At 73.1% G+C, this 19,892-nt stretch carries 19 protein-coding genes; 15 read left to right on the top strand and 4 right to left on the bottom strand.

Going from position 1 to position 19,892, the window contains the following annotated elements; translation table 11 throughout:
* Positions 1-5 precede the first annotated feature (5 nt).
* From casI to hsaA, 11 genes are all read left to right on the top strand, one after another.
* On the top strand, positions 6-1,673 hold the full coding sequence (gene casI, locus DTL70_RS11090) for a steroid-22-oyl-CoA synthetase (protein WP_114021706.1): 1,668 nt from the start codon (positions 6-8) through the stop codon (positions 1,671-1,673).
* Positions 1,674-1,850: 177 nt separating this feature from the next.
* Positions 1,851-3,017, top strand: coding sequence for an acyl-CoA dehydrogenase family protein (locus DTL70_RS11085; RefSeq protein WP_114021705.1), 1,167 nt, complete (start codon positions 1,851-1,853; stop codon positions 3,015-3,017).
* Positions 3,014-4,099, top strand: a complete 1,086-nt coding sequence (locus DTL70_RS11080) for a bifunctional MaoC family dehydratase N-terminal/OB-fold nucleic acid binding domain-containing protein (protein WP_114021704.1) — start codon at positions 3,014-3,016, stop codon at positions 4,097-4,099. The genes DTL70_RS11085 and DTL70_RS11080 overlap by 4 nt, the downstream gene beginning before the upstream one ends.
* Positions 4,100-5,209, top strand: a complete 1,110-nt coding sequence (locus tag DTL70_RS11075) for an acyl-CoA dehydrogenase family protein (RefSeq protein WP_114021703.1) — start codon at positions 4,100-4,102, stop codon at positions 5,207-5,209.
* Complete coding sequence (locus DTL70_RS11070; RefSeq protein ID WP_342776480.1) at positions 5,206-5,706, top strand: MaoC family dehydratase; 501 nt, start codon at positions 5,206-5,208, stop codon at positions 5,704-5,706. Before DTL70_RS11075 ends, DTL70_RS11070 begins: the two co-directional genes overlap by 4 nt.
* A 79-nt stretch (positions 5,707-5,785) precedes the next feature.
* Positions 5,786-6,967 (top strand): lipid-transfer protein, encoded by a 1,182-nt coding sequence (locus DTL70_RS11065; protein ID WP_114021702.1) that lies wholly within the window; start codon positions 5,786-5,788, stop codon positions 6,965-6,967.
* Positions 6,964-7,776, top strand: a complete 813-nt coding sequence (locus DTL70_RS11060; RefSeq protein ID WP_114021701.1) for a MaoC/PaaZ C-terminal domain-containing protein — start codon at positions 6,964-6,966, stop codon at positions 7,774-7,776. Before DTL70_RS11065 ends, DTL70_RS11060 begins: the two co-directional genes overlap by 4 nt.
* A gap of 126 nt (positions 7,777-7,902) precedes the next feature.
* Positions 7,903-8,835: a 3-oxoacyl-ACP reductase gene (locus DTL70_RS11055; RefSeq protein ID WP_114021700.1), complete on the top strand. Its 933-nt coding sequence runs from the start codon at positions 7,903-7,905 to the stop codon at positions 8,833-8,835.
* Between the two features lie 163 nt (positions 8,836-8,998).
* Positions 8,999-9,793, top strand: coding sequence for an SDR family NAD(P)-dependent oxidoreductase (locus tag DTL70_RS11050; protein ID WP_114021699.1), 795 nt, complete (start codon positions 8,999-9,001; stop codon positions 9,791-9,793).
* A 4-nt stretch (positions 9,794-9,797) separates the two neighbouring features.
* Entirely contained in the window at positions 9,798-11,417 is a 1,620-nt protein-coding gene (locus DTL70_RS11045; RefSeq protein ID WP_114021698.1) for a FadD3 family acyl-CoA ligase, read from the top strand.
* 125 nt (positions 11,418-11,542) lie between these two features.
* Positions 11,543-12,709 carry a 3-hydroxy-9,10-secoandrosta-1,3,5(10)-triene-9,17-dione monooxygenase oxygenase subunit gene (hsaA, locus tag DTL70_RS11040; RefSeq protein ID WP_114021799.1) on the top strand — a complete coding sequence of 389 codons (1,167 nt, stop codon included), beginning with the start codon at positions 11,543-11,545 and terminating at the stop codon, positions 12,707-12,709.
* A gap of 93 nt (positions 12,710-12,802) precedes the next feature.
* On the opposite strand, the gene DTL70_RS11035 is transcribed toward hsaA, so the two are convergent.
* Complete coding sequence (locus tag DTL70_RS11035; protein ID WP_114021697.1) at positions 12,803-13,588, bottom strand: SDR family oxidoreductase; 786 nt, start codon at positions 13,586-13,588, stop codon at positions 12,803-12,805.
* A 159-nt stretch (positions 13,589-13,747) separates the two neighbouring features.
* Positions 13,748-14,362 (bottom strand): TetR/AcrR family transcriptional regulator, encoded by a 615-nt coding sequence (locus DTL70_RS11030; protein ID WP_114021696.1) that lies wholly within the window; start codon positions 14,360-14,362, stop codon positions 13,748-13,750.
* A 174-nt stretch (positions 14,363-14,536) separates the two neighbouring features.
* Here DTL70_RS11030 and DTL70_RS11025 point away from each other — a divergent pair, with 174 nt between their 5' ends.
* From DTL70_RS11025 to DTL70_RS11010, 4 genes are all read left to right on the top strand, one after another.
* Positions 14,537-16,084, top strand: a complete 1,548-nt coding sequence (locus DTL70_RS11025; protein WP_114021695.1) for an FAD-binding protein — start codon at positions 14,537-14,539, stop codon at positions 16,082-16,084.
* Positions 16,085-16,208: 124 nt separating this feature from the next.
* Positions 16,209-17,402, top strand: coding sequence for a 3-ketosteroid-9-alpha-monooxygenase, oxygenase component (locus tag DTL70_RS11020; protein WP_114021694.1), 1,194 nt, complete (start codon positions 16,209-16,211; stop codon positions 17,400-17,402).
* A complete protein-coding gene (locus DTL70_RS11015) occupies positions 17,402-17,677 on the top strand; it encodes a ferredoxin (protein WP_114021693.1) in 276 nt (91 codons plus the stop codon). The genes DTL70_RS11020 and DTL70_RS11015 overlap by 1 nt, the downstream gene beginning before the upstream one ends.
* 112 nt (positions 17,678-17,789) lie before the next feature.
* Positions 17,790-18,356, top strand: coding sequence for a TIGR03086 family metal-binding protein (locus DTL70_RS11010; protein ID WP_114021692.1), 567 nt, complete (start codon positions 17,790-17,792; stop codon positions 18,354-18,356).
* 64 nt (positions 18,357-18,420) lie between these two features.
* On the opposite strand, the gene DTL70_RS11005 is transcribed toward DTL70_RS11010, so the two are convergent.
* Together DTL70_RS11005 and DTL70_RS11000 are read right to left on the bottom strand one after the other, a co-directional pair.
* Positions 18,421-18,906 carry a hypothetical protein gene (locus DTL70_RS11005; RefSeq protein WP_114021798.1) on the bottom strand — a complete coding sequence of 162 codons (486 nt, stop codon included), beginning with the start codon at positions 18,904-18,906 and terminating at the stop codon, positions 18,421-18,423.
* Positions 18,907-19,176: 270 nt separating this feature from the next.
* Positions 19,177-19,863 (bottom strand): N-acetylmannosamine-6-phosphate 2-epimerase, encoded by a 687-nt coding sequence (locus DTL70_RS11000; RefSeq protein ID WP_245979277.1) that lies wholly within the window; start codon positions 19,861-19,863, stop codon positions 19,177-19,179.
* Between the last annotated feature and the right edge of the window lie 29 nt (positions 19,864-19,892).

The raw sequence follows: 19,892 nt of genomic DNA, 5'->3' as shown, positions 1-19,892 counted from the left end.
GGACCGTGCCACACGAGACCATCGCCGATCTCCTCCTCGCCCGCGTCGGCGACCGCCGTCCTGGGCTGCTGACCCGCGAGCAGAACCTCACCTGGGACGAGGTCGTCACCCAGAGCGCGGCACGCGCCGCGCTGGCCAGGTCGCTGCGCACCGAAGGGCCCTTCCACATCGGGGTCCTGCTGGAGAACGTGCCCGAGTACGTCTTCTGGCTCGGTGGCGCCGCCCTCAGCGGCGCGACCGTCGTCGGAATCAACCCGACCAGGCGCGGCGCCTACCTGGAGCAGGAGGTACGGCACACCGACTGCCAGCTCCTCGTCACCGACCGGGCCGGACTCCGCCTCCTCGACGGGCTGGACATCGGCGTGGCGCCCGACCGGTTCCTGGTCGTGGACGAACCGGACTACACCGCTCTGCTGGCCGCCCACGCGCGGGCACCCGAGGGCGTGCCCGCCCGCGATCCGGCCGTCACGCCCGACACCAGGATGCTGCTGCTGTTCACCTCGGGCACGACCGGCGCCTCCAAGGCGGCGATCTGCTCGCAGGGCAGGCTGGCCGCGCTCGGACACGCCAACGCGGCCAAGTACCGGGTAGGCCGGGACGACGTGTGCTACTGCCCGATGCCGCTGTTCCACGGCAACGCGCTGATGGCCCTGTGGGCACCCGCGTTGGCCGCGGGCGCCACCCTCGCCCTCGTACCGAAGTTCTCGGCCTCGGGTTTCCTCGCGGACGTGCGGTTCTTCGGCGCCACCTTCTTCACGTACGTGGGCAAGGCGATCGTCTACGTCCTCGCGCAGCCCGAGGAGGAGACCGACGGCGACAACCCGTTGACGCACGCCTTCGGCACCGAAGCCTCGCCCGAGGACAGCGCGGAGTTCCTGCGCCGCTTCGGCTGCCGGCTCATCGAGGGCTACGGCTCCAGCGAGGGCGGCGGCCTGCTCAAACGGGCGTCCGGCGGCCCGGCGGGCACGCTCGGTGTGCCCGCGCGCGCGAGCGTGCGGATCGTCCACCCCACAACGCGCGAGACGTGCCCGCCCGCCCGACTGGACGAGCACGGCCGGGTGACGAACCCGGAAGCGGCCATCGGAGAGATCGTCGACACCGAGGGCGCCGCCAGCTTCGAGGGCTACTACAACAACGACGCCGCGAACGCCGAGCGCGTGCGCCACGGCTGGTACTGGACCGGCGACCTCGGCTACGTCGACGAGTCCGGCTACTTCTACTTCGCCGGCCGCTCGGGCGACTGGATCCGCGTCGACGGGGAGAACACCTCCGCGCTGCTGACCGAACGCGTCCTGCGCAGGCATCCCCTCATCGTCACCGCCGGGGTCTTCGGGGTTCCCGACCCGCGCTCGGGCGACCAGGTCATGGCCGCCGTCGAGATCCCCGAGGGGACGCGCTTCGAGGACCTGCGGCTGCCGGACTTCCTGGCCGCCCAGGAGGACCTCGGCCCCAAGGGCGTGCCCCGCTTCGTCCGTGTCTCCCACGCGCTGCCCGCCACCGGATCGGGAAAGCTGCGCAAGAAGGAGATGCAGCTCGAAGGCTGGCGCACCGAGGACGCGGTCCACCGCTGGGCGGGCCGCGGCCGGCCCGACTACGCGCCGATGAGCGAGGGGGACAAGGCCGCGCTGCGCGAGGAGTTCCTCGCAGGCGGACGCGGACGTTTCCTGGGCTGACCCCATCCGGTGCCCACGCCCCGACGACCCCCACAGGCGAGGGCGCGCAGGACGACAGGGACGGGCGCGCCGGGCGGCGGCTCGACCGCACCCCGGCGCCGACGGCCCCATGCGCGCCGGGCAACGGCGGTTCGGCCGCGCCCGGCGGCGACCACACGTGGAGAACGGGAGAACCACATGCGACTGCGCGAGACCGCCGCGCAAGGTGAGCTGCGGCGCGAACTGCGCGCCTACTTCGCGGGCCTGCTGCCCGAGGACGAGCGCCGCCGGGCCGGCGAGGAGGGTGTCGGCGGCCCACGCTTCCGCGAGATCGTGGGGCGGCTTGGTGCCGACGGCTGGCTCGGCATCGGCTGGCCACGGGGATACGGCGGCCAGGGCCGCCCGGTGGCGGACCAGTACGTCTTCTTCGACGAGGTGCAGCGCGCGGGCCTGCCGTTCCCCTTCGTCACCGTGAACACCGTCGGGCCGACCCTCATGGCGTACGGGACGCGGGAGCAGAAGCAGCGCTTCCTGCCCGGCATCCTCTCCGGCGACCTGGTCTTCGCGATCGGCTACACCGAGCCCGCCGCCGGGACGGACCTGGCCTCCCTGACCACCCGCGCGGTGCGGGACGGCGACGCCTTCGTCGTGGACGGCAGCAAGATCTTCACCAGCGGCGCCAACACGGCCGACTACATCTGGCTGGCGGCCCGCACCGATCCGCACGCGCCCAAACACCGGGGCATCTCCGTGCTCACCGTTCCCACCGAAGCGCCGGGCTTCTCCTGGAGCCCCATCAAGACCGTGGGCGGCATGGTCGTGACCGCCACCTACTACAGCGGCGTCCGGGTCCCGGCCCGTGACGTGGTGGGCGAGGTCGACGGCGGCTGGCGGCTCATGACGGCCCAGCTCAACCACGAGCGTGTCGGCCTCGCGGCGCTGGGCGGGCGGATGATCCAGCTGTGGGAGCAGGTAAGGGCCTGGGCCGAGGCCTGCGGAGTCCTCGAACACGCATGGGTGCGCAGGGAGTTCGCGCACTCCTACGCCCGGCTCGAAGCCATGCGGCTGATGAACTGGAAGATGACCGACGCCGTCGCCCACGCCACGCTGAGCGGCGCCGACGCCGGCGCGACCAAGACGTACGGCACCGAGACACACATCGCCGTGCAGCGGAGCCTGAGCCAGATCCTGGGCGCCGCGGGCAGGATCCGGCCAGGGTCGCCGGGCGCTGCGCTGGCGGGCCAGGTCGAGCAGCTCTCCCGGCAGGGCATCGTCAACACCTTCGGCGGCGGCGTCAACGAAGTCCTCCGCGACATGGTGGCCACCCAGGGCCTGGGCCTGCCCCGAGCGGGGCGTGACCGGTGAACGGAACGAGCCGCTCGGCGGACGGGACAAGCAGCACCACGAACGGCGCGAGCCGGACCGAGGACGGGACGAGCAGCCCGGCCAGCGAGGCCTACGAGGAACGCCTGCGGGCCTTCGTCGGGCGCGAGGTGACGGGCCCGACTCCGGGACAGGACCCGGTCAACCAGCCGATGATCCGCCACTGGGCCGAGGCGATGGGCGACCGCAATCCGGTCTACACCGACGAGCGGGCGGCCCGCGCCACGGGGCGGCCGGGTGTGGTCGCGCCGGCCTCGATGGTGCAGGCGTGGACGATGCGCGGCTACGCGGCGACCGTCGCACCGGCCGCGCGGGACACCGCACCTGGCGGACTCGCGGCCCTGGTCGCGCTGCTGGACGAGGGCGGCTACACCTCGGTGGTCGCGACCGACTCCGAGCTGGAGTTCCGGCGCGAGCTGGTGCCGGGAGACCACATCGCCGTCCAGGAGACCGTGGAGTCCATCTCCCCGGAGAAGAAGACCGCGCTCGGCGCTGGACGTTTCGTCACCACCGTGAAGACCTACCGCGACCAAGCGGGTGGTCTCGTCGCCACCCAACGCTGGCGCACCCTGCGGTTCCGCCCGCGGGAGGCCGGCCGGCCGCGCGCGGAACGCAGCACCGGGGGATCGGCCGCTCAGCCCGGTGCCGAGCCCCCGGCGCGGCGCCCCCGCCCGGCGGTCAACCGGGACAACGCCTTCTGGTTCGAGGCGGCGAGGGAACACCGGCTGGTGATCCAGCGGTGCGCCTCCTGCGGCGCGCTCCGGCACCCGCCGGGGCCGTGCTGCCCGGAGTGCTCCTCGCTGTGGTGGGACACCGTCGAGTCCGGCGGACGCGGCCACCTCTACAGCTACGTGGTCAACCACCATCCCCGGCACCCGGCCTTCACCTACCCCCTTCTCGTCGCGGTCGTCGAACTCGCCGAGGGCACCAGGCTGATCGCCAACCTGGACGGTGTCGCGCCCGAGGAGGTGCGCGTCGGGATGCCCCTCGTCCTCGACTGGCTCGACGCCGATCCCGACCTGTCGCTGCCGGTGTTCCGGCCCGCCGCTACGGAGGAGAGCTGAATGGATTTCTCCCTGGGAGAAGAGCTCGAAGCAGTACGGGAACTGGCGCGGAAGATCTTCACCGACCGCGCCACCCCGGAACGGCTGCGGACGGTCGAGACGTCCGCGACCCGCGTCGACCAGCAGCTCTGGGACGACCTGGCGGCGGCGGGCCTGCTCGGTGTGGTACTGCCCGAGGAGGCGGGCGGCGCGGGTCTGGGCCCCGCCGGGCTCTGCCTGCTGCTGGAGGAGCAGGGGCGGTGCGTGGCGCCCGTCCCGCTGTGGTCGGCGCTCGTCGCCGCGATGGCGGTGTCCGCACACGGTTCGGCGCGGCAGCGCGCGGCGCGGCTGCCCTCAGCCGTGGACGGCAGCGCCCGTATCGCGCTGGCCCTGGAGGAGTTCGGTCCGGCCGGGCCCGACGCGCCGCTGACCACGGCCACCCACGGTGCGGACGGCTGGCGGATCAGCGGCACCAAGGCCGCCGTGCCCTCACCGGGCGGCGCCGGGCATGTGCTGCTCACTGCCGCCACCGGCGCGGGGCCCCGCCTCTTCCTGGTCGCGGCCGACGCGGCCGGCCTCACCTGGGAGGAGGCCGAGACCACCAGCCACGACCTCAGCGCCCACCTCGGGCTCGACGGTGCCGCCGCCGAAGCGCTGGGCGACCCCGGCAGCGGCGCGGTGCGGGGGACCCTCGACCTCGCGAGCGTCGCCCTCGCCGCCGTACAACTCGGCGTGGCGCAAGGCGCGCTGCGCCACGCGGCCGGCCACCTCGCCCAGCGTGAGCAGTTCGGGCGCCCGCTGGCCACCTTCCAGGCCGTCCGGCACCAGTTGGCCGACTGCTACATCGACATCGAGGCGATGCGGATGACGCTTTGGCAGGCGGTGACCGCATTGGAGGACGGCGAAGGGGCGACGCGGGCCGCGCTGGTCGCCAAGTGGTGGGCCACCGAGGGCGGGGCGAACGTCGTCCACCGCGTCCAGCACGTGCACGGCGGCATCGGGGTGGACATCGACTACCCGGTGCACCGCCACTTCCTGTGGGGCAGACAGCTGGCGACGACCCTGGGAGGCGCGGGCGCCGACCTCTTCCGGCTCGGTGAGGAGCTGGCACACGGGGGAGCGGCCTCGTGACGGCGCCCGGCACCAGGACGTACGACCGGGTGCGTGTCGGCGAGGTGCTTCCCGACCTGCCGATCCCGGTGACCCGCACGCTCATCGTCGCCACGGCACTGGCGAGCCGGGACTACCAGGACGTCCACCACGACCCGGACCTGGCACGGGAGCGCGGCTCCCGCGACATCTTCATGAACATCCTCACCAGCAACGGACTCGTCGACAGGTACGTGACCGAGTGGGCAGGCCCTGCCGCCGTCGTCGAGGCCATCCGGATCCGTCTCGGCGTCCCCAACCATCCCGGCGACACGATGGTGCTGACCGGAGCGGTGACGGCCAAGACGGACGAGGGCCGCCGGGTCGAGATCGCCGTGCGGGGCACCAACAGCCTCGGTGCCCACGTCACCGGAACCGTCGCCGTCCGCCTGCCGAGCACGGGGGGCGCGTCACCGGACACGGCGGCCGCGTCGGCGAGCACGGCAACGGCGTCGCCGGACACAGCAGCCGCTTCGTGAACGCGGCACTCGCGTCGGCGAGACGGCAGCAGCCGCGTCATGAGAAGAGCACGCGCACCATGAGGGGAGCAGTCGGGTCATGAGGGCAGGCACGCTTCGCGGGGCCGCGGCCATCGCGGGGATCGGGGCCACCGAGTTCTCCAAGGACTCGGGGCGCAGCGAGCTCCAACTCGCCTGCGAGGCCGTACTGGCGGCCCTCGCCGACGCCGGGCTGCGGCCCGCCGACGTCGACGGCCTCGTCACCTTCACCGCGGAGACCAACTCCGAGATCCACGTGGCCCGCAACACGGGCATGGGGGAGGTGAGCTTCTTCTCTCGCGTCGGCTACGGCGGCGGCGCCGGCTGCGGCACCGTCCAGCAGGCGGCGATGGCCGTCGCGACCGGGGCGGCCGAGGTCGTCGTCTGCTACCGGGCCTTCAACGAACGCTCCGGCGAGCGGTACGGGCTCGGGCAGGCCGACCGGCCGATGGACACCAGCGCCGACCGCGCCGCGTACGCCTGGATGACCCCGTTCGGTCTCCACACCCCCGCCCAGTGGGTCGCGCTGTTCGCCCGCCGCTACATGCACGAGTACGGCGCCGACGGTGACGACTTCGGCAGGGTCGCGGTGGTGGACCGCAAGCACGCCGCCACCAACCCCGCCGCCTGGTTCTATCAGCGCCCCATCACGCTGGAGGACCACCGCAGCTCACGCTGGATCGCCGAACCGCTGCGCCTGCTGGACTGCTGCCAGGAGACCGACGGCGGCCAGGCGCTGGTGGTCGTCTCGGCCGAGCGCGCCCGCGACCTGCCGCATCCGCCCGCCCTGATCCACGGCGCCGCGCAAGGGCTCGGCCGGGACCAGCACATGATGACCAGCTACTACCGGCCGAGCATCAGCGGCATCCCGGAGATGGGCCTGGTGGCGCGGCAGCTGTACGCGCAAAGCGGCCTCGGCCCCTTGGACGTCGACGCCGCGATCCTCTACGACCACTTCACACCGCTGGTACTGCCGCAGCTGGAGGAGCTCGGTTTCTGCGCGAGGGGCGAGGCCAAGGACTTCATCGCGGACGGCCATCTGGAGGTCGGCGGCCGGCTGCCGGCGAACACCCACGGCGGACAGCTCGGTGAGGCCTATCTGCACGGGATGAACGGCATCGCCGAAGGCGTCAGGCTGGTGCGCGGTACCTCGGTGAACCAGCCCGAGGGGGTCGGCCACGTCCTGGTGACCGCCGGCACGGGTGTGCCGACCAGCGGTCTGGTCCTGGGGGGCGAGCGGTGACCGCGTCCCCGTGGCGCGGGTACGACCTGGGTTCGCGCACCGTCTCCTACACCGAGCGCGACGCGATTCTCTACGCGCTCGCGGTCGGCGCCCACCCGAGCGACCTCGACCTGGTGTACGAGGAACGGCTGCGGGTGCTGCCGACGTTCGCCCTGACACTCGCGCAGTGGGCCCCCGACGCGCTCGGCTCGCTGGGTGCCTTCGACGTCACGACGGCCGTCCACGGCGCGCAGCGGCTGACCGTAGGGGCGCCACTGGCGAGGGCCGGTGAGGTGGCGATGAGCGCGCGCGTCACCGAAGTGTGGGACAAGGGGTCGGCCGCCGTCTTCGAGATCGAGGTGGTCAGCGACCGCTTCGTGGCGACGTGGTCGCTGTTCGCCCCCGGGTGCGGTGGTTTCGGCGGCGCGCGGGGGCCCGCCGCGCCGCCGCGGCCCGGTGCGCCCGGCCGGCCCGCCGACCGCCGGCTGACCGTGGCGACCCACCCCGGACAGGCCGCGCTCTACCGGCTGCTGGGGGACCGGCACCCCATGCACGTCGATCCCGAGGCGGCCAAGGCGGCAGGTGTGTCCAGGCCGTTCCTGCACGGGCTGTGCACGATGGCGGCGCTCACCCTTCCGGTGGCCGGAGCACTGGGAGCGCACCCGGCCGACCTGCTGGAGCTCCAGGGGCGGTTCGCCGCCCCGGCCTTCCCCGGCGACCGCCTGGTGGCGCACTGCTGGGGCGACGGCGAGAAGGGGGTGCGGTTCGAGGCGTCGGGGCCCGAGCGGACGGTGATCTCGGGCGGTCGTGCGCGGTTCGGTCACGGGTGAGGGGGCGCCTGCACGGGGAAGTGGTCCGCCCTTCCACCACTGAGCGGGACACCCGCACAGCAGAACCAGAATTCATACTAGTTTCGCGCTCGCTGTGTCCACCACGCACGACACGAAAGAGGACAGATGAGCTCGGAGATCAACCTGACGGACCGCACCGCCGTCGTCACCGGCGCGGGCGCGGGTCTGGGCAGGAGCGAGGCGCTCGCACTGGCGGCGCACGGCGCCAGGGTCGTGGTCAACGACGTGGGTGCCGGCGCGGAGGAGGTCGTGCGGGAGATCAAGGACCTCGGCTCCGACGCGGTCGCCGTGACCGGGGACATCGGTGACTGGTCCATGGGAGACCGCCTCGTGGGGACGGCCGTGGAGAGGTTCGGCAGCCTCGACATCGTCGTCAACAACGCCGGCGTGCTGCGCGACAAGATGGTCTTCAACCTCAGCGAGTCCGACTGGGACGACGTCATCCGCGTCCACCTCAAGGGCCACGCCGCCCTCTCCCGCGCGGCCGCGGCGCATTGGCGGGCGGCGGGCAAGGCCGCCGGCGGACCCGTCTACGGACGTGTCGTCAACACCTCCTCCGAAGCCTTCCTCTTCGGCGCGCCCGGCCAGCCGAACTACTCGGCGGCCAAGGCCGGTATCACGGCACTCACCCTGGCGACCGCACAGGGCCTCGCCCGCTACGGGGTGCGCGCCAACGCCATCTGCCCACGCGCCCGCACCTCGATGACGGCGGACGCGTTCGGCGCGGGGGAGGCCGCGGGCGGACTCGACATCATGGCCCCCGAGCGTGTCGCCGCGTTCGTCAGCTACCTGGCCTCGCCCGCCTCGGAGGGCATCAACGGACAGGTGTTCGTCGTCTACGGCGACATGGTGGCGCTGCTGGCTCCGCCCACCGTGGAACACAAGTTCACCGCGGCGGACGGCGCCTTCACGCCGGAGGAGTTCGACTCCCAGCTGACGCCGTACTTCACCGGCCGCGACCCGTACCGCAACTTCGCCGCCTACAGCATCTCCGAACTCGACACCACCGGCACACAGCAGCCGCCCGCACCACGGTGACCCGAGCGGCACGCACCGGCGTACCGCTCACCGGGACGCACCGCCCGGGACGCGCGGCCCGCACGGTCTGGTGAGGGGAGCACCCAGCGCCGCCGCCCGGGCCCCTGCCCACCGGCCCCGCGCGTGCCCCAGGAGCCCACGCACCACCACAGGAAGGAAGCCGATGATCGACAAGGACGTGTACGGACCGTGGGCGGTCGTCGCCGGCGGCTCCGAGGGCGTGGGGGCCGCCTTCGCCCACCGGCTCGCCGAGGCCGGCATCAACCTCGTGCTCATCGCCCGCAAGCCGGAACCCCTGGAGCGGACGGCCCACGAGGCGCGCGCACGCGGCGTCGAGGTCCGCACCCTCCAGCTCGACCTCCTGGCGGAGACCGCGCCTGCCGCGGTCCGCGAGGCGACCGAAGACCTCGACATCGGGCTCCTGATCTTCAACGCGGGGGCGAACAGCTACGGCCACGAGTTCGTCACCGGCGACCTCGACCGCTTTCAGGGCGTGCTCGGCCTCAACATCACCTCCCAGCTCGCCCTCACCCACCACTTCGGCGCACGCATGAAGGAGCGCGGCAGCGGCGGCATCATGCTGGTCGGCTCCCTGGCCGGCTACCTGGGCCAGGGGCAGGTCAGCGTCTACTCCGCCGCCAAGGCCTTCAGCCGGGTCTTCTCCGAGGGGTTGTGGCTGGAGCTGCGGCCGTTCGGCGTCCACGTCCTCGAACTCGTCCTCGGGGTGACCCGCACCCCGGCGATGGAGCGCGCAGGCCTGCGCATGGATCTGCCCGGACTCGACGTCGCCGAACCCGACGACGTGGCCGGGGAGGGGCTGGAGCACCTGGCGGACGGGCCCGTATGGGTCGCGGGCGGAAACGGGGCGAGGGCCGAACAGCGCAACGCCTTCCACGACCGGGCCGGACTGGTCCTCGGCGCCCAGGAGGCGTCCCGGCGTCTCCTGCCCGCGGAGTGACGGCATGCCCGAGAGCGCTCCGACCACCCTCCCCGGCGTCCTCGCCGCAGCGGCGCGCACCTTTCCGCAGGTGGAGGCCGTGGTCGACGGCCGAGTGCGCCTGACCTACCGGCATCTGTACGACGAGGCGCTGGCCGTCACCAGAGCGCTGATGGCACTGGGCGTCGAACGCGGGGACCACGTCGCGCTCTGGGCGCCCAACAGCGTCCGCTGGATCACCGCGGCACTCGGCGTGGCGGGCGCGGGCGCGGTGCTCGTCCCCGTCAACACCCGCTACAAGGGCGACGAGGCCCGGTGGGTGCTGCGGCGGAGCGGCGCGCGGCTGCTGCTGGTCGAGGACGGCTTCCTCGGCAACGGCTACCTCTCCATGATCGGCATCGGGACAACCGCCGACACGGGGCAAGGCGCGGGTAACGCGCGGCCCGCACCCGCACTGCCCGCTCTGCGGCACGCGGTCACCCTCGACCACGGGGGCGAGGAGCGGGCCGGCGCGATGACGTGGGAGGCGTTTTTGCGCCACGGCGCCCGTACACCCGAGCACGAGGCGGCCACCAGGGCGGCGGGCGTGCACCAGGACGACGTCTCCGACGTGTTGTTCACCTCCGGCACCACCGGCAGGCCCAAGGGCGCGCGCACCACACACGGCCAGAACGTCAGGACCTACCGCGCCTGGTGCGAGCGGACCGGAGTGGACCGCGGCGACCGCTACCTCATCATCAACCCGATGTTCCACTGCTTCGGCTACAAGGCGGGCGTCCTCGCCTGCCTGCTGAGGGCGGCGACCATGGTCCTGCAACCGGTCTTCGAGGTGGCCGAGACGCTGCGCCTCGTCCAGGACGAGGCCGTGACCGTGCTGCCCGGGCCGCCCACACTCTACGTCTCCCTGCTGGAGGCGCCCGCGCGCGCCGCGTACGACCTCTCCTCGCTGCGCCTGGCGGTCACCGGCTCGGCCGCGGTGCCCGTGGCGTTGGTGAAACGGATCAGGACCGAACTGTTCCCCGTCGTCCTCACCGCCTACGGGCTCACCGAGTCGTGCGGCACCGTCACCGCCTGCTCGGTGGAGGACGACGACCACGCCGTCGCCGGCACCGCGGGGCGCCCGCTCGACGGCGTGGAGGTGGTCGTCGCCGACGCCGCACGCCGCCCGGTGCCGCCGGGGGAGGACGGCGAGATCCTCGTGCGCGGCTACAACGTGATGCGCGGCTACCTCGACGATCCGCGGGCGAGTGCCGAGGCCGTCGACCGCGACGGGTGGCTGGCCACGGGAGACGTCGGACACTTCGACGGGCACGGCAGGCTCGTTGTGACGGGGCGGTCGAAGGAGATGTTCGTCGTCGGCGGCTTCAACGTCTACCCGGCCGAGATCGAGGCGGCCCTCACCCGGCATCCCGCCGTCTCGGAGGCCGCCGTGATCGGGGTGCCCGACCCCCGCCTCGGGGAGGTCGGCCGCGCCTACGTGCGGCTGCGCCCGGGTGCCGAGACCACCCGGCAGGAACTCGCAGCCCACTGCCGCGAACGGCTCGCCAACTTCAAGGTCCCCCGCGAGGTCGTGCTCGTCGAGAACTTCCCGCGCAATGCCGCAGGCAAGATCCGCAAGACGGAACTGGGCGGACCGCACCGATGACCCGGGGCACCGAGGCGCACCGAACGGCACACACCGCAGGCCCGCGCACGCAGCAGAAGCCGCGCACGCAGGAGAGTCCGCGCACGCAGGAGAGTCCGCGCACGCGCGAGAGGGAGGACGGCAGGGTGGGGAACACGGTTGTGGAGGCGGTGCGCGGCCTCGTCCCGGCCCTCGCCGACCGGGCACAGGAGACGGACACGGCAGGGCGGGTCCCCGACAAGACGGTGCGCGAACTGATCGACTCCGGCGTCTTCCGGATGCTCCAGCCCCGCCGCCACGGCGGTCTCGAAGCCGATCCGGTCGACTTCTACGCGGCGGTGCGCGCCGTCTCGGCCGCCTGCTGCTCGACCGGATGGCTCGCCTCCGTGCTCGGGGTGCACCCCTGGCATCTCGCCCTGTTCTCCGGGCAGGCCCAGGACGAGGTGTGGGGGAGCGACCCCGACACGCTGCTCTCCTCCGCCTACGCACCCGTGGGCCGCCTCACCCCGGCCGACGGCGGGTACCAGCTGACAGGGCACTGGAGCTTCTCCTCGGGGTGCGAGTACGCACGGTGGGCGCTGCTCGGCGCCCTGGTGGTCGGTGACCAGGGCAGGCCCGTGGACTTCATGACGGTGCTCGTCCCGCGCACGGACTACCGGATCGAGCAGGCGTGGGACGTCGTCGGGCTGCGCGGCACGGCCAGCAACGACATCGTCGTGGACAAGGCGTTCGTCCCCGCCCACCGGGTGATACGCAACTACGAGCAGGCGCAGCTGTCAGGCCCGGGGCAACAGGTCAACCCGGGTCCGCTGTACCGGATCCCCTTCGCGGCCGTGTTCACCACAGCGGTCACCGCCCCCGTCCTCGGCGCGGCGGCGGGCGGCTACGAGTCCTACCTCTCCGTCATGAACGAGCGGGTACGGCTCAGCCTCGGTGGCGGCCGGTTCGCCGAGGACCCCTACGCCCAGGTCGCCATCGCCCGTGCGGCCTCCGACGTCGACGCCGCGATCCTCCAGACCGACCGCAACATCGCGGAGCTGCTCGCCCACGCGTCCGACGGGCGTGACATCCCGATGGAGCTGCGGCTGCGGACACGCAGGGACCAGGTACGCGGCACCGAACGGGCCGTCGCGGCGATCGATCTGCTGTTCAAGACCGCGGGCGGCAACTCGCTGCGGCGCGGCAACCCGATCGAACGCGCCTGGCGCGACGCGCACGCCGGCAGCGTGCACGTCGCCAACGACACCGAGCGGACCCTGGCGATGTACGGCCGAGGGGCCTTCGGACTGACCGTCGAGGACAACCTGGTCTGAGCCGGAACCGCCGCTCAGGACCCGGGCTGGGCCCCGACCGCCGCGGACCACCTGAGCTGAACCCTGACCGCCGCGGACGACCCGGACCCGGCCCTACGGCAGCCCCGCCGACTTCGCCGCGAGATACCTGGCGGGGAACTCGCCACCGCCGTGGACCGCCAGGTCCGCCCCGTTGACGTACGAGCCCCAGGCGCCGGCCAGGTACAGACAGGCGCCCGCGACGTCCTCGGGGACGGCCATCCGCTCCATGGGAACCACCCGCGCCACGCTCCGACCGCCGTCGTCGCCGTAGACCGAGGCGGCGGCCTCGGTGCGGATCAGGCCCGTCGTGATGTGGTTGACGCGGACCCGGGGAGCCCACTCCAGAGCCAGCGCGCGGGTCAGGCCGAGCAGCCCGGCCTTGGCCGCCGAGTACGCGGCCGTGCCCGGCTGCGGGTCATGCGCGGAGACACTGCCGATGTTGACGATCGCGCCTCCGTCGCGCTGCGGCCGCATGACGCGGTGCGCCGCCTGGGCGACGTGGAAGGGAGCGAGCAGGTTCAGCGCGACGATCTTCTCCACGAACCGGGGCGAGACGCTCGCCGCATCGGCGCTGGGGGAGCCGCCCGCGTTGTTGACGAGGACGTCGAGACGCCCGAACCTGCCGGCCGCGCTGTCGACCAGCGCGGCGGCGTCGGCCGGATCCCGTACGTCGGCGGGGACGAACACCGCGCTGCGCCCGTGCGCGGTCGGCAGCTCCTTCGGCGCGCCGCGCCCGCAGACCACCACGTCAGCGCCGGCGCTCAGGAACGTTTCGGCGATGGTGCGGCCGATACCCTTCGTGCCGCCGGTGACCACCACGGAACGTCCGGAGAAGTCCGCCGGGTTGCTGAGATCCATGTCCCGCCCTTCCGCTCTCGTCCGCCGGGGTTTCCCCCGGTGCACGCGCGAACCTAATCCGAGGCGCCGCCCGGGGACGCGGAACTCCCGGTGAACGGGAGCGGGGGACAGTCCCGTACGGATGGCGGTCGGCGCCGAGGGACCCCCGGCGCACGGAGGTCACTCCCGGGCGTTCGAGCGGGCGCCCAGCAGCACCTCGCACGCGAGCCGGATCTCGGTCTCCGTCTCGGACATCGACGAATGACCGTTGATGGCGGAGACCAGGAGCCCGTGCCAGCTCTTCATCAGCAGGCGGATGAGGCGGTTGTCCCGGTCGGTCGGCTTGCTCAGCCCGAGCAGGCCGAGCACCGTGTGGTGCACCTTCGCTTCGATACCGGCGGCTTCGGTGACGGTGGCCGCGTGCGCGGCGAAGTTGCTCTGCATCATCGCCCCGGCCAGCCGCGGCGTGTGCAGCATGTGCCGGGTCGACCGCAGCAGCGTCTCCGCGACCGCGCCGACGGGGTCGGCTGCCGCGTCGATCCGCGGCGAACCCTCGCTCATCCGCTCGACCTGGGACGCCATGATGGCGGTGAACAGATGCGTCTTGGAGGGGAAATAGCGGTACAGCGTGGCGATGGCGACGCCCGCCCCCTTGGCGACGTCGTGCATCTGCACATGTTCGAGGCCGCGCTCGGCCCCGAGCCGGGCCGCCACGTTCAGGATGCGTTCGTGCCGGGCCTTCTGGCCGGGTGACTGGGGTTCCGCTGCCGGTCTGTCCTCGGCGATTCGGGGCACGGTTCCTCTTCCGGGCTCGTGATCGCGTCTTCCGGGACCTCATATTAATGGCGGCCCGGCGCCGGGGCCCGAAGGGAGTGCCGAGCGGTACCGCTCAGTGGGACCCGCGGGGGCGCCGGTGGGGAGTTGGCTGTTCTCTGGCGCCACAAGTCGGCGATTCCGGGAGGTCGGGCCGTGGCGCGGGAGTGGGACGAGGAGTACGACGTCGTGGTCGTGGGATCGGCCGGCGGAGCCCTGACGTGCGCCTATCTGAGCGCCCACGCCGGCCTCTCCACCGCCGTGGTGGAGAAGACCTCCCGGGTCGGCGGGATGGCCGCGTACTCGGGGGCCGCCCTGTGGCTTCCCGGCACGCAGGTGCAGCGACGCGAGGGCGTCGACGACTCCACCGACGCGGCCCGCACCTACCTGCGCGCGCTCCTGGGCGAGGACAACGCCGAGAAGCGGGAGGCCTTCCTCGCCGAGGCGCCCGCCCTCGTCCGCCGCCTCGAGGACGACCCCGCCCTCGCGTTCAGGCACCAGGTCTTCCCGGACTACTACGAGCGACCCGGCCGGGTGCCGGGAGGACGTTCGGTCATCCCCGCGGACCTCGACCCGGGAGAGCTGGGCGACCTGCTCCACCTCGTCCGGCCCCCGGTGGACCGCGACCGGGCAGGCCAGGGCAACGACACCGCGGTGCCGCTGGCCGGTGGACGCGCGCTGATCGCCCGGCTTCTGCTGGCGTACCACCGCACCGGCAACGGCACCGTCCGCACGCACACCCGCATGGAGGAACTGGTCACCGAGGGCGACCGGGTGACCGGGATCGTCGCCACCGGCCGGGACGGCAGGCGGCTGCGCGTCAGGGGGCGGCGGGGTGTGCTCCTGGCGGGTGGCGGCTTCGAGCACAACGACGCGCTGCGGCGCGACCACGGCGTGCCGGGCGACGCGGCGTGGAGCATGGCTCCGGCCGGCACCAACACCGGCGAACCCCTGACCGCTGCCCTTGCCCTCGGGGCGGCGACCGATCTGCTCGACGAGGCCTGGTTGTGCCCTGGCCTCGTCATGCCGGACGGGCAGCCCGCGTTCGTCTGCGGCCTCACCGGCGGCCTCGTCGTCGACGCCCACGGCGCCCGCTACGCCAACGAGTCACTGCCCTATGACCGGTTCGGGCGGCAGATGGCCGCCGACCCCGCACGGATCCCCTCCCACGTCGTCTTCGACGACCGCACCGGCGGGCGGTTCCCCGGGGTCGCGCTGCCGCCGCCGGGAGAAGCCGCACCGCACCTCGCCGCCGGAACGCTCGCGCGGGCCGACACCCTCCAGGAACTGGCCGACCTGATCAGGGTGCCGGCCAAGGCGCTCACCGCGACCGTCGAGAGGTTCAACGCGTTCGCCGACAGCGGTGCGGACGAGGACTTCGGCCGCGAGCGGGACGAGTACGGACACTGGTTCGGCGAGCCGGTACTCCAGCCGGTCCGCAAGCCGCCCTACTACGCGGCGCGGCTCATCCTCTCCGACCTGGGCACCAAGGGCGGTCTGGTGACGGACGCGGCGGGACGGGTGCGCAGAGCGGACGGCACGGCGATCGCGGGCCTGTACGCCGCGGGCAACACGAGTGCGTCGTTCACCGGGTCCCGCTACCCGGGCCCCGGCATGCCGATCGGCACCTCCATGGTCTTCGGGGCGCTGGCGGCCAAGGACCTCATCGGCCGAGAACCCCATCGGCTGAGCGCGGTCGGCTGAGCGGCGGCCGCCCGGCCGCCCGGTACCGCTGAGTGGGACCGCCCCGCCGAGCCCGCCACCGCGCTGTTCCACTCGATCGCACACCGTGCCGAAGCGCTCGCTTCGGCGGAAGGGAAGGCCACACATGACCACTGCGGACGACGTTCGCTCCATCGAGGCGGACGCCCTTCCGACGCGCTTCGCCCGTGGCTGGCACTGCCTGGGACTGGCTCGGGACTTCACCGACGGAAAGCCGCACACCGTCCGTGCGTTCGGGCAGAAGCTGGTCGTCTGGGCCGCTGCGGACGGCACCCTGAACGTGCTCGACGCCTACTGCCGGCACATGGGCGGCGACCTGTCGCGCGGCACCGTGGAGGGCGACGACATCGCCTGCCCGTTCCACGCGTGGCGCTGGGGCGGCGACGGGCGCTGCACCCGTGTTCCGTATGCCAGGCGCGTACCGCTGCGCGCACGGACGGCGGCGTTCCCCACCGTGCGGCAGGACGGTCTGCTGTTCGTCTGGAACGACCCGGAGGGCAAGCCGCCCCCCGAAGACGTGACCGTGCCCCGGATCGCGGGGGCGACGAGCGACGAGTGGACGGACTGGTCCTGGTACTCCGTCGAGATCAAGGGGGCGAACTGCCGCGAGATCATCGACAACGTGGTGGACATGGCGCACTTCTTCTATGTGCACTACTCGTTCCCCACGTACTTCAAGAACATCTTCGAGGGCCACACCGCGACCCAGATCATGAAGGGCGTCGCCCGCGAGGACGTCCGACGGCCGCAGGCCGAGGGGAGCTCAGCCCCGACCGTGCTCGGCCAGACCTCGGTGGCGACCTACCACGGCCCGTCCTTCATGACGGACGACCTCACGTACCACTACAGCGACGGTGACGTCGATTCGGTCCTGGTCAACTGCCACTACCCGATCACCGCCGACTCCTTCATGCTCCAGTACGGCATCGTCGTGCAGAAGGCCGGACACCTGGGCGACACCGCGGAGGACGTGGCCGCGAAGATGGGCGAGTTCATCAAGATCGGCTTCGAGCAGGACGTCTCGATCTGGCAGCACAAGGCCAGGATCGACAACCCGCTGCTGTGCGAGGAGGACGGTCCCGTCTACCAGTTGCGCCGCTGGTACGAGCAGTTCTACGTCGACGCGGCCGAGGTGCGCCCCGAGATGACCGACCGGTTCGAGTTCGAGATCGACACGACGAAACCCAACGCGGCGTGGCGGGCGGAGATCGCCGAGAACCTCGCGCAGCGCAACGGCGGCACCGGGTCCGACGCGACCGCCGGCGCCGGTACCGGCGCCGCAGTGAGCGGGCCGGTCTGATGGCCGTCCGGTCCGACAGCCGGTTCCTCGACGCCCCGCTGGTGCCCGTCAGCTGCCGCGTGTGCGGCGCGGGGGTGCGGGTCCGCAAGAGCACCTGGGACCAGACCAGCGTCCAGTGGGATGGCGAGGCGCTGGCCTCCTGCACGGAGCGGCGGGCCTCCGGCCCCGGTCCTGGCCCCAGCGGCGAGGTGTTCAGGGGCTGCGGGGCCCTCGCGGAGGCGATCCGCGAGGCCGCCGTCCTCGGCGAGGTCCGCGTGCGGTCCGAGGACGGCTGAGGCGGCGCGTCGCGCATTCCGTCAGCAGAGTCGCCGGGGTCCGATGATTTCCGGGCTCTCCAGTCGTCTGTCTTGGGGTGATGGCACCGGACCGCACGACCGAGGACAGCCCGTGATCGACCTGAAGCCCGCCTGCCGCCGGATGACCGACGTGTTGGCAGGCGTCGACGACGCACAACTGAACGACCCCACGCCCTGCACCGAGTACACCGTCCACGGCCTCATCGACCACATCGACGAGGCCGCTGGAGGACTCGCCGCCCTCGCCCGGGGAGGCGCCGAGGCTGCCCGGGGCGGGTTAGGCGCGGCACAGCCGGACGGCGGGCACTTCGGCGACGCACGCAGGCAGCGCGTCGCCGAGAAGGTGCGGGCACTCGGTGAAGCCTGGGACGACCCGGCGGCATGGTCCGGCGCGACGGACGCGTTGGGCGTCGAGCTGGCGAACGAGCTGTGGGGCCGGATCGCCCTCACCGAGATGGTGGTGCACGGCTGGGACCTGGCCAAGGCCACGGGACAGCCCTACGATCTGCCCCGCGAGACGCTCCAGGCCTGCTTCGAGCACGTCCGTTCCTTCGTCCCGAGGGCGCCCGTCGAGGGGCTGTGGGGCCCGTCCGTCGAAGCGCCCGCCCACGCTCCACTTCTCGACCGGCTGGTGGCCGTCACCGGCCGCCGGCCGTGACCCGCCGGGGAAGGACACCGCCGCCCCCGGCGCCGTCGGGCATCCGACGGGGAGCGTAGGCGCGTCAGCCCCACACGCGCGACACCGCGTTCCCGCGCAGCGCCTCCAGCCTCTTGGCCTGCGCGTCCGCCCGGTCGAGCAGGGTGGCGAGCGCGTCGGCGTCCAGGCCGGGCTCGCTGTCGGCGAGCCCGGCCAGCGTCCGCCAGCAGGACGTCTTGGCCTGAACACCGAGGCGCATCGCCTCCAGCTCCAGCACGTCGCTGAGCGGCGAGCGGGACGTCAGGCTGCCGTTGAGCTTCAACCGTCCGGCCTTCTCCGCCAGCCATCCGGCGCGCACCCGGGACTGCCGTACGGGAACGCCCAGCCGCGCCATGATCCCGATGAGCGTCTCGCGGTCCTCGGCGACCTCACGGGCCAGGCCCGCCAGTTCGGAGCCCGCTGCCCGGCCCCGGTGGGTCTTCGCCGTGCGGCGCAGCAGCTCGGCTCCGGCAGTGGCTCCGGCGAGGTGGTCGTTGAGGTAGATGCTCAGGAGCGTACGCGGGGACGGCATGGCACCTTCCTGGACTGACAGGGCGCGGACGGTCGTCTCGGCCTCGGCCTGTCGCGTCCGGCCCAGGGCCCGTGGTGAGGCGCCGATGGCTGCCTTCCCTCGCCGCCTGAGCGCCATGTCCCCTCCCTCCGCGGTCACCCGACCGGCGGCGGCCCTTCTCGGGCACGGCTCAGCAGCCGACCGGGCGCGGGCGCCACCAGGCGCGGCGCCGCATGCGCTCAGGTCAGAGCCGGACCGGGTGAGCTCGTGTCGGAGCCGGGCCGCGTGGGCTCAGGCCAGAGCTGTGGCGAAGCGGGTGGCCAGCGCCGCGGGCGCGGTGATGGCCGTGCCGACGACGGCGGCCCACGCCCCGGCGTCGAGGGCGGCCCGCGCCTCCTCCGGGGTGCGCAACCGCCCCTCGGCGCAGACGGGCACCCGGACGCGGGGCGCCAGCGCGCGGACCAGCTCCAGGTCGGGCCCGGGCGAGGCCGGACTGTCCGCCGTGTAGCCGGACAGGGTGGTGGAGATCAGATCGGCGCCGAGCGCGGCGGCTTCCATACCCTCGTCCGGCGTGGCCACATCGGCCATGAAGAGCTTGCCCGCTTCGTGGACCGCGCGGATCGTCTCGGCGAGGGGGCGCCCGTCGGGTCGGGGGCGCGCCGTGGCGTCGGCGGCGACGACGTCGGCGCCGGCGCGTGCGACCGCGCGCGCGTGGCCGGCGGTCGGGGTGATGTAGACGCCTTCGGAGCCGTCCTTCCACAGCCCGATGAGGGGCAGGTCCACGACGGCGCGGACGGCCTCGACGTCCTCGACGCCCTGGATGCGGACCCCCGCCACGGGGGCGCCCGCGCAGACGGAGGCGGCGATCGCGGCGATGTGGGCGGGGGAGCGCAGCGGGTCTCCGGGCGGTGCCTGACAGGAGACGACCAGCCGGCCGCGCAGCCCCGCGAGCAGAGCGTCGGCGCGTGCGGTGGGCATCGTGGTGCGGCTCGGCAGTGCGCCGCCGG

The sequence above is a fragment of the Streptomyces diacarni genome, from assembly GCF_003323715.1.
In the GTDB taxonomy this organism is placed as follows: Bacteria; Actinomycetota; Actinomycetes; order Streptomycetales; family Streptomycetaceae; genus Streptomyces; species Streptomyces diacarni.
Note: the sequence above shows the minus strand (reverse complement) of the source record. Positions and strands in the feature narration are given on the sequence as shown.

Coding starts and splice junctions, on each gene's coding strand:
- DTL70_RS11005 (WP_114021798.1), bottom strand. CDS start 18,906: ATGCCGTCCCCGCGTACGCTCCTGAGCATCTACCTCAACGACCACCTC.
- DTL70_RS11035 (WP_114021697.1), bottom strand. CDS start 13,588: ATGGATCTCAGCAACCCGGCGGACTTCTCCGGACGTTCCGTGGTGGTC.
- DTL70_RS11020 (WP_114021694.1), top strand. CDS start 16,209: ATGACCACTGCGGACGACGTTCGCTCCATCGAGGCGGACGCCCTTCCG.
- DTL70_RS11045 (WP_114021698.1), top strand. CDS start 9,798: ATGCCCGAGAGCGCTCCGACCACCCTCCCCGGCGTCCTCGCCGCAGCG.
- DTL70_RS11050 (WP_114021699.1), top strand. CDS start 8,999: ATGATCGACAAGGACGTGTACGGACCGTGGGCGGTCGTCGCCGGCGGC.
- DTL70_RS11075 (WP_114021703.1), top strand. CDS start 4,100: ATGGATTTCTCCCTGGGAGAAGAGCTCGAAGCAGTACGGGAACTGGCG.
- DTL70_RS11065 (WP_114021702.1), top strand. CDS start 5,786: ATGAGGGCAGGCACGCTTCGCGGGGCCGCGGCCATCGCGGGGATCGGG.
- DTL70_RS11055 (WP_114021700.1), top strand. CDS start 7,903: ATGAGCTCGGAGATCAACCTGACGGACCGCACCGCCGTCGTCACCGGC.
- DTL70_RS11015 (WP_114021693.1), top strand. CDS start 17,402: ATGGCCGTCCGGTCCGACAGCCGGTTCCTCGACGCCCCGCTGGTGCCC.
- DTL70_RS11085 (WP_114021705.1), top strand. CDS start 1,851: ATGCGACTGCGCGAGACCGCCGCGCAAGGTGAGCTGCGGCGCGAACTG.
- DTL70_RS11000 (WP_245979277.1), bottom strand. CDS start 19,863: ATGCCCACCGCACGCGCCGACGCTCTGCTCGCGGGGCTGCGCGGCCGG.